Origin of the sequence: Bradyrhizobium yuanmingense, from assembly GCF_900094575.1 — a bacterium.
Classification (GTDB): domain Bacteria; phylum Pseudomonadota; class Alphaproteobacteria; order Rhizobiales; family Xanthobacteraceae; genus Bradyrhizobium; species Bradyrhizobium yuanmingense.
The window spans coordinates 48182-64774 of sequence record NZ_FMAE01000009.1; the positions used below are offsets into that span (position 1 = coordinate 48182).

Annotated in this window: 8 protein-coding genes; all 8 read right to left on the reverse strand. The window is 63.4% G+C overall.

From position 1 onward, the window contains the following. On the reverse strand, positions 1-9732 hold the full coding sequence (locus GA0061099_RS29435; RefSeq protein ID WP_036023853.1) for a non-ribosomal peptide synthetase: 9732 nt from the start codon (positions 9730-9732) through the stop codon (positions 1-3). Positions 9733-9810: 78 nt separating this feature from the next. Continuing rightward, positions 9811-10779, reverse strand: coding sequence for a TauD/TfdA family dioxygenase (locus GA0061099_RS29440; protein WP_036023852.1), 969 nt, complete (start codon positions 10777-10779; stop codon positions 9811-9813). Beyond that, complete coding sequence (locus GA0061099_RS29445) at positions 10748-11503, reverse strand: thioesterase II family protein (RefSeq protein WP_074448183.1); 756 nt, start codon at positions 11501-11503, stop codon at positions 10748-10750. The genes GA0061099_RS29440 and GA0061099_RS29445 overlap by 32 nt, the downstream gene beginning before the upstream one ends. A gap of 21 nt (positions 11504-11524) precedes the next feature. Next, entirely contained in the window at positions 11525-11752 is a 228-nt protein-coding gene (locus GA0061099_RS29450; protein ID WP_036013449.1) for an MbtH family protein, read from the reverse strand. Positions 11753-11850: 98 nt separating this feature from the next. After that, the gene (locus GA0061099_RS40390) at positions 11851-12105 is read right to left on the reverse strand and encodes a hypothetical protein (RefSeq protein ID WP_141697691.1); all 255 of its coding nucleotides are present in this window, start codon (positions 12103-12105) and stop codon (positions 11851-11853) included. Positions 12106-12127: 22 nt separating this feature from the next. Then, positions 12128-14467 carry a TonB-dependent receptor gene (locus tag GA0061099_RS29455; protein WP_036023851.1) on the reverse strand — a complete coding sequence of 780 codons (2340 nt, stop codon included), beginning with the start codon at positions 14465-14467 and terminating at the stop codon, positions 12128-12130. Between the two features lie 249 nt (positions 14468-14716). Then, positions 14717-15865, reverse strand: a complete 1149-nt coding sequence (locus tag GA0061099_RS29460) for an amidohydrolase (RefSeq protein WP_036023850.1) — start codon at positions 15863-15865, stop codon at positions 14717-14719. Positions 15866-16148: 283 nt separating this feature from the next. Continuing rightward, a complete protein-coding gene (locus GA0061099_RS29465; protein WP_036023849.1) occupies positions 16149-16580 on the reverse strand; it encodes a RidA family protein in 432 nt (143 codons plus the stop codon). Positions 16581-16593: the final 13 nt, after the last annotated feature.

A 16593-nucleotide genomic window follows, 5' to 3' on the forward strand; every position in this document is an offset into this window, starting at 1 on the left:
TCACTGCTCCGTTCCCACCAGTTCCTGGAGCTCTTCGGCATCGAATTCTTGCTCGATGAGCCTGATCGACACGACCCGGGCAAATGAGGCAAGATCGGGATGAGCGAACAGATCCGAGACCGCGATTGACACGCCGATCTCCTGCGACACCCGGCTCAGCACCCGCACTGCGAGCAAGGAATGTCCGCCGAGCTCGAAGAAGTGATCGTTGCGTCCGACCTGATCGACGTCGAGCAGCTCCGCCCAGATCCCAGCCAGCGCAAGCTCGATCTCGTCCTCGGGTGCCTCGTAGGTGCGACGCATCAACGCATCCTCGCCCGGCGCCGGCAGTGCACGGCGATCGATCTTACCGTTAGCGGTGAGCGGCAACTGCTCCAGCACCGTCACCGACGACGGCACCATGTAGTCAGGCAGAACGGCGGACAGTGCATCGCGCAAGGCGCGGCCCTCGAGCGACGGCCCGCCACTCGCATAGGCGAACAATTGGCGCCCGGTCCGGCCTTCGCCCGCCACAACGGCCGCCGCACGCACGCCACGCTGCTCGAGCAGACGCGCCTCGATCTCTCCGAGCTCGATACGGAAGCCGCGGATCTTCACCTGCTGGTCGGCGCGGCCGACATATTCAATCACGCCGTCGTCGCGCCAGCGCGCGAGATCGCCGGTGCGATAGAGGCGCGTGCCATCGACGCTGAACGGATCGGGGACGAACCGCTCCGCGGTCAGTGCAGCCCGGTTCAGATAGCCGCGGGCCTGGCCAACACCACCGATGAACAGCTCGCCGGTGACACCGACGGGAACGATATTGAGGTCGGAATCGAGAATGTGCGCCGACCTCGCACCGACGGGCCGCCCGATCGGTGCGGGCTGGCGAGGTGTCAGCGCCGCGGCGTCGACGATCCACGCCGTCGGTGCGATCACCGTCTCTGTCGGGCCGTAGGCATTGACCAGAAGATGGATATCGACGGCCTCGCGAAATGCCCTGACCCCGGTATCGGACCAGGCTTCGCCGCCGACGATACAGGCCCTGATCGCCAGCCTGCGCCCACCCTGCCGCAATGCCGCGCTCAATTGATCCGCATAGGCCGGCGGCAGGAAGATCGAGGTCACCGCATTGCGGGTCATCTCGCTGACGAGATCGTCAATCAGGAGACCGGGCTTCGAAGGCAGGACGAGCGAACCGCCCGTCATCAGCGGCACCAGCCATCGCTCGTGGGCGATGTCGAAATTGATCGATGCCGTCTGGAACTCGCGGTCACGCGAGGTCATGCGGTACAGCCGGCCGATGGCTTCGCAATGCATCGCCAGCGGTCCGCGCGCAACCGCCACGCCTTTCGGCGCGCCGGTCGACCCGGACGTGTAGATGACATAGGCCAGGCTGTCCGGATGGATTTCGATGTCGAGGTTCCCGCCGTCCTCGCCGGCGCGCGGCGATGGCTGGTCGATGCAGAGCGCCTCGACCCCGGCTTCGCGCAGCACCGGTGCAAGCGGCTCGAGCAGCGCGCCTTGCGTCAGGACCAGCGCCGCGCCGCCGTCACGCAGCATGTAGGCAAGCCGCTCGGCCGGATAATCCGGATCGAGCGGCAGATAGGCGCCTCCGGCCTTCAGAACCGCGAGCAACGCGATGATCATGTCCGGGCTTCGGCTCAAGGCAATGCCGACCAGCCGATCCGGACCGACGTTCCAGAGGCGAAGGCGTCGTGCGAGCGCGTTCGCACGCGCGTTCAACTCGCCATAGGAGATGCGCTGGTCGCCGCAGACGATGGCAATGGCAGACCGCGCCTGCGCGGCCTGTGCTTCGATATGCATCACGACGTCGGCGCAGGATGATGCGGAGGTCAGCCGCGCTGCGCCACTCCATTCGAGAGCTCGTCGCGCGTCCTGCTCGCCTGCCGCAGAGAGATCACCGAGCGCACGTTCCGAATTCGCCGCAATCCGTTCCAGCAGGGCGTGGAGAATGTCGCGAAGGCGCAGGATCGCCGCCTCGTCGAACCGGCTCCGGTCATAGTTGAATTCAATGTTCAGCCGATCGCCGGCGGCGAACACCGCGACCGCCAGCGCATAGTTCGTCGGCGTCACATGCGCCACACGTCCCAGCCGCGGACCACCTTCCCCGCCTCGTAGCACCCCCTCGTCGATCGGATAGTTTTCGAACACCAGGATACTGTCGAACAGCGGCTGCCCGGCACGGCCGGCGAGGCGCTGAATGTCGTAGAGCGGCGTCCAACCGTGCTCGCGCAGCGCCAAATTCTGTTCCTGCAACTGGCGCAGCCAATCGCCCACGATAGCTTGCGGGCTGGTCGCATCGACGATGGGAAGCGTGTTGATGAAGAGGCCCACCATCTCCTCTGAACCGGGCAATTCGGCCGGACGGCCCGAGATGGTCACGCCGAAAGAGACCGCGGACTGCCCTGAATGACGCCGCAGCAGCTGTGCCCACGCGCCCTGGATGAGCGTATTGAGCGTCACCCGTTCATGCTTTGCAAAGGACTTCAATCGCTCGGTCAACGCTGCGTCCACCGCAAGCCCGACGCTGGCATGGCCTTCGGCGAGGGATGTTTTGGGGGGCGTCAGTGTGTTCGCGAGCAATGTGGGCGCCTCAAGCCCTGCCAGAGCCTCGCGCCAGAACCTCTCGGCGCTCTCGCGATCGCGGCCCTGCAACCATGCAATGTAGTCGCGATAGCCGCCCTGCACGGCCGGCAGCGGGCGGCCGCTCGCCTGCTGCAACACCTCGGCCACGAGCCGGGCCGAGCTCCAACCATCGACGAAGATGTGATGATGGGTCCAGATCAGCCAATGCCTGTCGTAGTCGAGACGGATCAGACGGATACGCTGAAGCGGCGGCTGCGAAATGTCGAAGCCCATCTCGCGCTCACGCCGGGATATCTCCGCCAGCGCGGCTTGCAGATCCGGAGGCGCGCTGCCGCGCCAGTCCTCCTCGACGAACGGCACCGTCACATGACGATGCACCATCTGCTGCGCTGCGCCCGACAGGTTCTGCCAGACAAACCCGGTCCGCAGGGCCGCATGCCGGTCGCTGACTATCTGCCACGCGGCTTTCAGCTTGCCCGCATCGACGCCGAACAGTTCGAGCCCGACCTGATTCACATAGGCGTCGTTGGCACCGTCGCGCAGCGCATGAAAAAGCATGCCCTGCTGCATCGGCGAGAGCGGATAGATGTCCTCAATGCCGCGAAGATCCAAGGCCGCAGCCAACCGATCGAGATCAACCTGAGCGAGCCCAGACAACGGGACATCCGATGGCGTGAGGCCGAACGCTCCGTTGCAGCAATGGGCGATCAGTTCGCGCAGTGCGTCCTTGTAATGTGCGGCGAACCGCTCGACCGTCGCGCGCCGGTAGCGCTTGCGTCCGTATCCGATAGATAATTCCAGTCGGCCTTCACGCACGAGGCCAGTGATGTTTAGCCAGCCGCGCATGGGTGCCGTGGCGCTACGCGAGGGACCTGCACTCTCCGCTGCGAAGGAGAAGTGCTGGTTGGTCCCTATGTTGGCGTCGAAGCGTCCTAGATAGTTGAAGACGATCTGCGGCTCCGCCAATTGCGCCAGAGCATGGCGCTGCTGTTCAGAGCCGAGATGGCGCAACACGCCATAGCCGATCCCGCGATTCGGAATGGCGCGAAGCGTCTCCTTGACCGCCTTGATCAGCGACGCCTCGTCGCCTGCATCTTTCAGCCGGACCGGGAAGGCCGTCGTGAACCAGCCGACGGTGCGGGACACATCCGCATCTGGGAAGATCTCCTCGCGGCCGTGGCCTTCGAGCTCCACGGTGATCTCGTCGTGCTGGCTCCAGCGCGACACCGCGCGCACGAGACCGGCGAGCAGGAGATCGTTGGCCCCGGTCCGATAGGCAGCCGGCGCCTGTTCGAGGAGCTGCGACGTCAGATCGGCATCCAACACCAAGGACACCTCGCCGCCATCACCGACGCGATCGACATCGCCATGGTCGTCGTTGCATGGCAGGCGTGCGCCGGCGCCACGATCCAGCCAATACGGCAATTCGGCCGCGATCTCCGCCGTTCCCGCATAGGCATGCAGCCGCTCGCTCCACGAGGCAAAGGAGTCGCTCTTCGGCGGCAGCGCGACGGGACTGCCACGCTGCAGCTGGTCATAGGCCAACGCCAGGTCTTCCAGCAGGATACGCCAGGACACGCCATCGACGACGAGATGATGGATCGCAAGCAGCAAGCGTTGGCTACCGTCCGCCAGGTCCATGCCGACCGCGCGCAGCAGCGGTCCCGAAGACAGTGAGAGGCTTTCCTGCGCAGCGCGGGCGAGCGCCGTGACCTCCATCGCGCCGCCGACGCCCGCATGAAGCCATAACAGTTCGGTTGAACCCGGCGCCGGTCCCTGCTCCCCCCGCCAAGCACCATCCACCTGCTTGAACCGCAAACGTAACGCATCGTGATGGTCCGAGATGGCCGCAAGCGCGCGCCGCAGCGTCTCCCAATCGACCTGCATACGGGGCAGCAGCAGAACCGCCTGGTTCCAGTGATCCCGGTTGGCAATGTCCTCGGCGAAGAAGCGCGTCTGAATCGGCATCAGATGGGGCATGCCAGATGCGGTGTCGCCGACTGACGCCTTCGCCGCCGGTCTCTCCTTCTTGGTCGTCCCCGCCGATATCACGGCGACCGTCGCCAACCCGGCAATCGTCTGCTGGCTGAAGATCTGCTTCGGAGTGAGCCGGATGCCGCGCTTGCGCAAGCGGGCGATGATCTGCAGGCTCAGAATCGAATCGCCGCCGAGTTCGAAGAAATTGTCATTACGGCCGACGCGCTCGCGAACGAGCACCTCGCACCAGACCGCCGCGATGGCAATTTCAATATCCCCCGCAGGCGCGGCATAGCCGGCCGACGCCCCCTCTTCGGCCGGTTCGGGCAAGGCGCGACGATCGACCTTTCCATTGGGCGTCAGCGGCAATTGCGCCAACATGACGATGTGTGACGGAACCATATAGTCCGGCACGATTGCAGCCAGCTGTTGCTTGATCGCATCGGCCTGTGGAGCGGCGCCGCTCTCAGCCACGCAATAGGCGATCAGCTCCTGGCGCTCACTTTCACCGATGGCGCGTGAAACGACCACCGCGTCACCGATCCCCTGCAGCGCCTTGATAACGCGCGCGACCTCGCCCAACTCGATGCGATAGCCGCGCAACTTGATCTGGTCATCAGAACGACCCAGGAATATCAGCCGGCCCTCGCGGTCGCAGCGGACACGATCCCCGGTTCGGTAGAGGCGCCCGCCCGCGGCGCCGAACGGATCCGGCACGAAGCGTTCCGCGGTCAGGCCCGCCGCGCCGCGATAGCCCCGCGCCAGCCCAGCGCCGCCGACATAGAGCTCGCCAACGACTCCGATCGGCACCTCGTTCAAGGCGTCATCGAGGACATGGACGCGCAGATTGGCAAGAGGCAGACCGATCGGAACCGAACCGTCCCCGCGGCCTGCCGCGCACTCATGCGTCACCGCGCCGACGGTCGTTTCCGTGGGCCCGTAATGATTCAGGATCCGGCATTCCGGCCGCAAACGCCGGACGTCGTCCAGCAGCGCGCCATCGCACGCCTCGCCGCCCAGGACGAGCGCGTCGCGGGGGAGCGGATCGGCCGAGTGCGAGGCCTGAAGCAGCCCTCGCAGATGGCTCGGCACGATCTTGAGAATGTCGACCTCGCCCTCGCGCATCGCTTGTGCAAACGCATCCGCGTCGAATACGGCCTCCGGTGACAGCAGATGCAGCGTGCCGCCGGATGCGAGCGCACCGAACAGGACAGTGTGGCCGAGGTCGGCCGCCACCGTCGAAACCATCGCCATGCTCGCCGACGGGCGCGGCTTCAGACGTTGCAGCAGAGCCTGGACATAATTGGCCAAGGCCCCGTGCGAGACGCTGACGCCCTTAGGCGCGCCGGTCGATCCGGAGGTATAGATGACGTAAGCGGTCTGCGTTGGATGAATGGTCGTGTCGAGCGGCAGGCTCGATACCTCGGCGCGCGCCGCTTCCGCCTCCGCGTCGAGCACCAGGCAGCCCAGCTCGCGCGCATCCGCCAATTTGTCGCCCGCCGCAAGCATGATGTCGATGCCGCCGTCGGTCAGGATACGGCGGACGCGCTCCAACGGCCATTTCGGATCGAGCGGGACATAAGAGCCGCCCGCCTTCAGCACACCGAGCAAGGCGACGACAAAGGCCGGAGAGCGCTCGATCCACAGCGCAACCGGTGTCTCGCGTGCCACGCCCTTCGCGATGAGGGCGTGTGCGATACGATTTGACCACTGCTCGAGCTCCGCAAAGGTCAGTTGCCCCCGGCCGCATCGAATGGCGATGGCGGTCTGTCGATCTACTGTCGCCGCGCGATGAAGGCTCACCACATCGGCGAAGCCGAACGCCGCAGCCTCACTCGGCACGGTCTGCCGGTGTCCGTCGTCGATGACGAAGTCCGATATCCGCCGCTCGGCGTTGTCGGCAATCTGGCGCAGCATCGAACCGAATTGCGTCGCCAATCGCGCGATAGTCGGACGCTCGAACAGATCGGTGGCGTAGTTGAACGTGACCTTCATGCCGACGCCATCGATGACGTCGAGGGCGACATCGAAATGCGAACCAGCGAGATCGACAATGTCGATGTCGGCAGTGAGCCCCTCGACGCCGGAGAAACCGCCCGGCGCCGTCATGTAGTTGAACTTCGCCTGGAACAGGGGATTTTGCCCACCGCTGCGTTCGGGCTTGAGGCTGTCGACCAGCATTTCGAACGGAAGATCCTGGTGCGCCAGTGCCTGGACCACCGATTCCCTGACCTGACGCAACAGGCTCGTGAAGCTCGCTTCGGCGGTCATCTCGGCCCGCAGCACCAGCGTGTTGACGAAACATCCGATCAGTCGTTCGAGCTGCGTATGCCGGCGCCCGGCGACCGGCACGCCGACACGCAAATCACTCTGCCCGGTGTAGCGCTGGAGCAGCGCGTAATATGCGCCGAGCAGCAGCATGAAGACGCTGACGCGCTGCTTGCCGGCGATCTCCCGGAGCCGGGACGCAAGCACGGCGTCGATGGCCAGACCGATCGTATCGCCGGCATGGCTCTGGATCGTCGGGCGCGGCCGATCATGCGGCAGCGCCAGCACCGGGTGAACATCGCCGAGCTTGGCGCGCCAATAGGCGAGCTGCCGATCGCCCTCGCCGTCCGCAAGCCAGCTTCGCTGCCAGGCCGCAAAATCAGCATATTGAATTGCCGGAACCGGCGGCACGCCTGCGCCTTGACCAGTACCGGCCCGATAGAGAGCGGCCAGCTCTTCGAGCAACACATCAAGCGACCTGCCATCGACGATGATGTGATGGGCCAGCAGCAGCAGTTCATACGCATCGTCCGCGAATTGAAGCAGCACGACGCGCAACAATGGCCCGTTCACGAGATCGAACGGCTTGCCGAGCTCTGATCGCCTGACCGTCTCCGCGCGCTCGGAGCGCTCCCGCACAGAATAGGCGCGGAGATCCTCGTGCCGGACGCCGATGCTCACGACATCGTGGATGAGCTGCGTTCCACGACCGTCTCTGGCGATGAACCTGGTGCGCAATATCTCGTGACGACGGACGATCTCGCCGAAAGCACGCGAAAGCACTGCACGGTCGAGCCGTCCCTTCAGACCGATTGTGCTCGCAACGGTATAGGCTGTCCCAGCAGGATCCATGTTCCAGAGGAACCAGAGCCGCTCCTGTGCGTGCGACAGCATCGTGCGATCGGCCGCGACGGCCCATGGGATCGGCGGGAGCGCCCGGCCAGCGCCGGTGCCCGCCAAAACATCGATCCGGCCAGCGAAGGCCGCAAGCGCCGGCGCGTCGAAGAAGGTGCGCAGCTCCACTTCCACGTTCAGGCGGTCGCGGATCGCCGCGGCTACTTGGCCAGCCGCGATCGAGTTTCCGCCCAGCACAAAGAAATCGTCCTCGCGATGCACCGCCGCGACGCCAAGCGCCTCGCACCACATCGCAGCGACGGCGCGCTCGGTATCAGTCGCCGGCACCGTCAGGGATGCAGTGCCGCGGCGACGCCCTCTCTCGAACACCGCGAAGCTGTCGAGCGTGTTGTCGGCGAGACGCGTTGCGCAGGCCGACCGCTGCAGCTTGCCGCTCGTTGTCAACGGCATCGCTTGCGGGTTCAGCAGAACGATCACCGCCGGATATTCCTGCGCCTGCCGGAGGACGGCTTCGCCGATCGCATGTGCGAGCGCTTCCGGGTTGCTGCGCTTGAGCACGGCGCGGCTGAACTCCGCCGCCACTCCGATGGCCTCACGCCCATCGACCTCGACGGGAAAGGCGGCAACCCGTCCGCTGCGGACGGATTCGACCTCGGCTTCGACCGCCTGCTCCACGTCCGTCGGATAGACGTTCTGCCCGCGAACGATCAGCAGGTCCTTGAGACGACCGGCCACCACGAGTGCGCCGTCGCGAAGGAAGCCGATGTCGCCGGTCCGCAGCCAATGCACGCCATCCCGCTCGACGAAGGCCTGATGTGTGGCCTGGGCATTGTTCCAATATCCATGCGCGACGCTGGGACCCGAGGCCCAGATCTCGCCGACCTCATTCGCCTCGGCCTCGGCGGAGCCGTCGATACGCATGATGCGCATGGCGTGACCAGCGGCGGTTCGACCGCATGCCACGAGGTCCGTGCCTTCGCTGGCGCTCGCGATGCGGCCGGCGGCAAGTTCCGCGGTGTCGAGCGTGTAGCTGACGGTCTCGGCGGTGATGTCGCCGGCCGTGACCAGCAGCGTCGCCTCCGCAAGTCCATAGCAAGCCGTCAACGCCCGTCGATCGAACCCGGCCCGCGCAAACCGGTCGCCAAATTTCTCGAAGGTGGTGCGGCGGACGAACTCCGAGCCCGAGAACGCAAACCTCCACCGGCTGAGGTCGAGCCGACGGATGGTCTCTTCCGAGATGCGGTCGGTGCAGAGTGAGTACGCGAAGTCGGGGCCACCGCTCAACGTGCCGCCGTGACGGTCGATGGCCTCGAGCCAGCGCCGTGGCCGCTCCAGGAAGTTCCGTGGCGACATCAGGACGCCGGTAAAGCCCGTGAACAGCGGGTTCAGAAGTCCGCCGATCAGCCCCATGTCGTGATAGAGCGGCAGCCAGCTCACAAACACATCGTCCGGCGTTCCACTACAAACCGCTTCGATCGCACGCTCGTTGGCCGCTAGATTGCCATGGGAGACGCAAACGCCCTTCGGCTGCGAGGTCGAGCCGGATGTGTATTGGAGGAACGCGATCCCATCGGTGGCAGGCCTCGTCTCGCACCAGTCCGCGGCGAGATCGGGCGAAATCGTGTCCACCGCAACGATCTCCACGTCGGCGAGCTCGGGCAATGCCGCCTCGATGAGACCGCGCAGCCCCGTCTCCACCAGGATGAAGCGAGGCGCGGCATCCCGCAGGATACCGTTCAGTCGTCCTGCATAGCGCTCGGGACCGCCCTCAGGCGGATACGCCGGCACGGCGACTACGCCCGAATACAGGCAGGCATAGAATGCGACGGCATAGTTGATCCCGCTCGGAAGCAGAATCACCGCCCGTTCGCCCGCACCGCCCATCTGCTGAAACCATGCCGCAAGCGCCCTGATCCGAGCGTCCAACGCGGCAAACGTCAGCTCATCGGCAACGTCGTCGCCCTCCAGGAATCGCAACGCCACCTTCTCCGGTCGCAAGGCGGCATGCTCTCGCAAGCGTTCGACGAGGTCGGATCTGTCCATGTTCTCAAATTCCTGTCCGGCCGCGCGCCGGAAATCCCCGCCGCCCGAATGAGACGTGCCGCTGATCACCCTTGCCGATCACCCCTGCCGATGAGCTTCCGCCATGGCGACGATCACCTTGCGCGGACCCCTGAACGGGGCCCGCGCGTGCGCGGTGAGCATGTTGTCGAGCATCACGACGTCCCCAGCCTGCCAGGGAAAGCTGATCTTGTGCCTCTCCAGAACGGTCCGGACCGTTGACAATGTTTCGTCCTCGATCGTCGAACCGTCGCCATAGAAGACGTTGCGCGGTAGATCGGCTTCGTCCTCGACCACGTCGAGCAGACTCTCGCGCACCTCCGGCTCGAGATTGGAGACATGGAACAGATGCGCCTGGTTGAACCAGACCCACTCCTTCGTGACCGGGTGCTGCGCCGTGCCCTGACAGACCTGGCGCGTACGGAGTTCGCCATCTTCCTTCCACTCGCATTCGATGTCGTGGCGAGCGCAGTAAGCTTCCACCTCCGATCTGGAGTCGGTGCCGAACACCTGCTGCCAATCGACGTCGAGCCCGTTGCCGTAGTTCCGCACATACATCACGCCCTTCTCGGCGAACCGCTCGCGAATGGCCGGCGGCATGTCGCGATAGATGGCGCGGCTGTCGGCGATCGGCGTCTCGCCGCCTTCCAGCGCCGGCTGCATGCAGTAGAACCAGATCTTCATCGGCCAATCGCGGGTATAGGCCTGCTCGTTGTGCAGCGGGATATGCTGGTGCGGCGGATACTCCGTGGACGTGTAGACGCCTGAGGTCACCTGCGAACGCGGCGTCGACCCGAACTCGTAGGTCAGCAGCGGGTGGCCGAAATCGGCCGCGAAGGCTCGAAACGCATCGGGACCATCGAGCGCGAAATCGCGAAACACGATGCCGCCGCTGTCGGTGAGGTACCGGTCGATCGTTGCACGCAGCATGGGAAGGGATTCGCCGAGCGGCTGCCCGGCCTCACCTGCCCTAAGCAGCATGGGAAGAGCCTTGCCCTCAATGAGTGGCTGGACGGAGAACGCGCTCATGATCCTCGCTCCGATGCAAACCGGTCGATCGCCCCGATTGCCGGGCCAGCGCCCAGCCGATCCGGTCGATCAGTTCGGCCTGCTGTGTGTGAATGAAGAAGTGATGCCCGGGCAGAATATCGAGCGTGAATGCCGCCGAGGTCTCCAGCCGCCAAGCCTCGAGTGCTTCGCGGCTGGTCTCGTCGTCCGCTCCGCCGAAAACGTGTACGGGGCACGGCAATGGACGCCGCGGCCGGTAGGCATGGGCTCCGCACATCAGAAAATCTGCGCGCAGTACCGGCAGCGCGGATCGCATCAACTCGGCATTCGACAGCGCCTCGTCGGGTGTGCCCTGAAGATCACGCAGCTCCTGCATCAGCGCCTGGTCGCTCAGGGGATGGCGCCACTTGCTGCCGTCCCGAACCGCCGGCGCTTCCGCACCCGAGGCGAAGAGAATGGCCGGCGCAGGCACTCCGCTATCGAGCAGGCCATGTGCGAGCTCGAACGCGATCACGGCACCGAGGCTGTGCCCGAACAACGCATAGGGCCCGTCGAGCTGCGCCGCGAGTTCACCAGCCAGCTGCGCCGCCAGCACGCCCGGATCGGTCGCCAGCGGCTCGTCCATGCGCGCACCACGCCCGGGCCATTCGACCGGCCGAACGTCGATCCATGACGGCAGCAGCCTGCGCCACCGCGCATAGAACATGGCACTGCCGCCGGAATAAGGCAGACAAAGAAGCCGCATCGGACGACCAGACTTCGCTGACTACGTCGTCTGCTGAGGCGACGCGCCGTCCATGAACTTGCGCAAGCTGAGCGGGCGCATGTCGGTCCACACCTGCTCGATATGGTCGAGACATTCCTTCTTGCTGCCTGACTTGCCCACCGCCTTCCAGCCGGCCGGAATCTCCTTGAACGTCGGCCAGATGGAGTATTGCTCTTCGTGATTGACGACGACGGTGAAGGTGACGTCGTCTCTGTCGAACACCATCATGGCGCGATCCCCTTTTTGGAAAGCGAAAGCAGAGACGTTTGACTAGGTCAGAAGCCGACGAGGGTCAAAGCAATATCGACGCGCCTTTTTGTAAGACCTCAAAACTGGCGACGGGAGAACACAATGCAACCTCCGCGCTTGCGCGCCAATACGCGGGAAAATATCGAGATTTCAGAACATGTCGCAGATTGCTGCAATTCTAACTGCGTAAGAAGGAACTTTTCCGATGTAGCGTGATGGTGCATTTTATCGCGGTGGTGTTTCATGACACTGTCATCAATCGCGACAAGTGCAGCTTGCTGATTATGGACCAACGAAAAACCGCCGCGGACCAGATCCACGGCGGTGCGCATCGGGAGTACCAAGGACCAGCGTTCAGAAATTGAACGTCGTCGACAGGAGGTAGGTGCGCGGCGCGCCGAGTGATACCGCGCTACTCACCGTGCGATAGGAATTCCAGTACGCCTCGTTGAACACGTTCTCCACGCTGGCGCGAACAACAATCGGCTTGCCGTTCCAAGGCGATAGGAATGTGTAGCGCGCGCCAAGGTCAACTCGCGTCCACGCTGGAAGCTCCTGCGTATTCGCATCGTTGGCGTAGCTTTCGCTAGTGTAGATGACCCGGCCGGTCATAGTCAGTCCCGGCAGGAACGGGGTGTCCCACTCGGCGCCGAGGTTCAAGTTAACCGCCGACACGCCGACGGGAACCTTGCCATTGTAGTTGACGATGATCGATCCGACGGAGACCGCCTGCCTGACGACCTCGCCGTCAATGAAGCTCACACCACCCAGCACCCGGAACGTCGGGGTCACCTCCCCGAAGGTGAACAGTTCGAAGCCCCGATTGCGCTGCTCGCCGGAAAGTCGCCTCGCAGGTAGGGTTTGCCCCGGCACTGCGACCGAAATAATGTTCGGACTGGTGATGTCAAATGCGCTGGCAGTAAAGCCGATCCGGCCCATATCGACCTTCATGCCGACTTCCTTCTGCTTGGTCTGAGCAGGAGGAATGATCTCGCCAACGTTCGAATACGACGTGGCGCCGACAACGACTTCGGGCGCCTTAAGGCCTTCGATGTAGTTTGCGTAAAGGGAGATGTTCTCCACCGGCTTGACGATGACCGCATAGCCGGGACTCCAGGTCGGAACGTCGACACTCGATTTGGCAGAGGTCAGCAGGTTCACGCTGTCTACGCCCGCTGTCTGCCGCCTCGCCCCGACAACAAACTGAAGCCTGTTGTTGAACATCGACATCGTATCAGCGATACCGACACTGGTAAGCTTGGTTCGCGTCTCCAGATTCTGGGCGACGGTAGCGAAGTTGGGATAAGGGATCGGAACCGGATTGTACAAGTTTGAATTGATCGCAGCGCCTGCCCTGCCGAACGAACTGTAATCTCGCTCGAAAGCCGAGTAGTTCACAGTCAAGAGATGATTGATGGGGCCGGTATCCACCGAGGCTCGCAGCCCGACCTCACCTGTATAATTGTCATAAACATCGCGCCCGCTGAATGGAACGGCCGTCCAGTTGCCGTTCGCGTTCGTGATGCGCGGCGATGGATAGACGTAGTCGATCTCGCTCTTGTGATATCCAGCCGCACCGTACGCCGTCACCGACTCCGTTAAATCGACTTCACCGCGCGTCATGGCAAACGCGTCTTTCGGTTTCCATGTCGCCCATTCCGGCATGTAATTGGCGCCGGGCTTCGGAAGGGCGGGAACTGGGATGGTGGTCGCGAACGGAGGACTGGTGGTAAACGTCAGGAACCGCAGCGGCGGCTTCAGATCATCAGCCTGATAACCGATATCCGTTGAAAAGCGCACGCGTTCACCCCGGTAGTCCAGGTTGAGCACGGCGTTGCCGAACTGATCGGTCTGCCGATCATACGCAGTCGAGCCGCCCCGCGCCTCACCATTGAACCGGACGCCCCATTCTTTATGTTCGCCGTATCGACGGCTCACATCGGTTTGCAGTCCGAACTGAGACCTTGATATGTAAAGTGCAGTGAGTTGCGTGATGTCGAAGTCAGGTGCGCGCTTAGTCACCAAGTTAATGCTACCACCATTGGCACCTGCAGGCGGCATGCCGCCGAGAAGCACGCCCGGTCCCTTCAGAACCTCGACGCGCTCAAGGAAATTCGCTGACGTGGAATAGAACGGCGCCATTCCATAGAGGCCATTCATGGCGTAGTCGCCACTGTCGTGGTAGAAGCCCCTGATGTAGACACCATCGATGCCATTGCCGGCAGGCGTCTTCACCCGGACCGAGGGATCGTTGAACAGCACATCGCCGACGGTGCGCGCCTGCTGATTCTTGATCAGCTCCGCCGTATAGCTCGTCTGGTTGAACGGCGTGTTCATCACGCCGCGATTGCCGAGCAGACCGAGGCTTCCGCCGGTTGCGACTTGGCCGCCTGCGTAAGCGGGCGGCACCGTGCCGACCGTACCGGTCGAAGGCACCACGTAGGGAACGGGTGCAGCGTGGCGCGGAGCCACCGCGGCGACGGATCGCTGTCCACGCGAGGCGCGCGTCGACTGTGATCTCTGGACCGGCTGACGAGCTCTCGGCTTGGAGGCATCCACGGTCACGGGCGGCAGATTGGATTGCGCAACCGCACGCTGAAGGTCACCCGAAAATTCCATCGACAGTGCGAGATAACTCACCGCGCCCAACGATAGTGTACGCACGATTTTCCTGGCCGAGAGTTCACGCGTCATTCCTGCGCCCCAATTCCACTTGCAAGCACGTCCCCGTCGCTTCCTAACATACGACGGTGCTGCGAGAAGGAATTGGGACCTAGAAATTATCTAAGGTTGCACGACGAAACCGTCGTGATCGGAGAAGCGATTTCCTGTTTCGAACTTCACTGCAAATTTTCGAAAGCTTCTAGTTTCAAATCGTTCTAAGCGCCGATCCAACATGTGACATGCAGGCGATACGCTGTCACTCCGTCCGGAATTCTGTATTTAGCCAAGCAGGTTGCGTATGGTGCGCACGAATATTCTTGCACCAATTTCTATCAACTGATCCGGAAAGTCGTAGTTCGACTCATGCAGCCCGGGATGCTCTTTGCCGGCTCCCAGGAAAAACATCGCCGACTTCGAACGGGAGCCAAAACGTCCGAAGTCCTCGGAGCCACGCAGTGGAAGGCCCTCCGCCGAATGTCGCACCCCCTCTGCGTCCAGCGCGCTTCTAAGCTGGGCAACAGCATCGACGTCGTTTGCGCAATGATTGAAGACGTCGCGATAAGCGATTTCCGTGCTCAGCCCCTCGCCGGCCGTCACGCGCCGAACCAAGTCTTCCGCCTCCAGGCGGAGCCGTTCCATCATCATGTCGGTGCATGTTCTCAGTGTCGCCCACAATTCGCCGAAGCCCGGCGCGATACCGAACGCAGGCTCCCCAAGTCTTGCGTGGGTGACCGTCAGCATTGAGAAGTCGTCGTCTAGCTCCGTCCCGCGCCCGAGCGCGGGTATCTCCAGCAGAAGCCTGGCGAGCGCGTCTTTCGGGGAGATACCGAGCGCCGGATTCGACGCGTGCGTCGTTCGTCCTGATAATCTGATCTGCATTCCTTGCGAGGCGCAATTCACCAAACCTTCGGCAAGAGAGACCTGTCCAAGACCGAGGCCGGGAAGGTTATGCAGCGCGAAGACAAAGTCGGGCCGCACCTGCTCAAACTTCGCGTCAGCCAGAACGGCGGCCGCACCGGACCCGTCCTCCTCGGCCGGCTGAAACAGGAGCGCTACGCGACCTCGGCTTGGACGTTGCTGGCTCAGATTTTGCGCTACGGCCGCCAGAATTGCCATATGACCATCATGACCGCAGAGATGGGCCTTTCCTGCTATCAGCGATCGATGCTTGAGTTCTGATTTTTCTTGAATCGGCAGTGCATCCAGTTCGGCCCGAAGCATGATCGTCGGGCCAGACTCACGTCCATCATAGATTCCAAGCACGCCGTGACCACCGAGGCCCGAAACGATCCTGTCGGCACCCGCCGCCTGAAGACGGGCCCGCACGGCTTCCGCGGTTTTTGCCTCTTGCCCCGACAGTTCCGGCACGGCGTGAAGATGGCGTCGCCATGTCACCAATTCATTCAGATCGTTCTCGGTCAGGAACATTGGGCTTCTTTCTCACTCATGACCGGCGGCGAAACGCCTGTTGTAGTCGCTGCACTGCTCTCGTCAATTCGATCGCGCGGAAGCCGAGCTCAGTATCACGCCTCAGACCGTCTGCTCAAATTTGCAGTCGATAGATTTTTGTGCATCTCCCGGTGCACACATGGTGCACACGCCGCCCCTTAGCCGATTGAAAATATTGAGCTCTCGCTCCAATCCATCACGGGCGCCGTAGAGAGCTTTCCATCGTCGCGGTCTCGCCGCGGGCCTGCGGCCGACGCCTTCGTCAGCGCGGGACGACGGCCGTCGCCTCGATCTCGACACGCGAGGATGGCTCGACGAGACGCACGACCTGCACCAGCGCCATGCTAGGGTAATGGGTGCCAATGACCTCGCGATAGACTCTGCCGAGCGCTTTCAGGTTCGACACATATTCGTCCATGTCCACGACGTACCAGGTCAGGCGCACGAGATGGTCCGGCCGCGCGCCCCCCTCTGCCAGAATCGCGACGATGTTCTCGAGCGTCTGGCGGACCTGCGCAACGAAGCCGTCCGCAAATCGCCCGGCTGCGTCCCAACCGACCACACCACCCGTCACGATGAGTCGTCCTTCGGCCATGACGCCGTTCGCATACCCCTTCGGCTGCCGCCAGCCGCTGGGCTGAAGCAGTTGCAGACCACGCGTCGCGGGGACTTCCGGCTTGCTGATCGTGCTCATGCGTAGTTCTCAA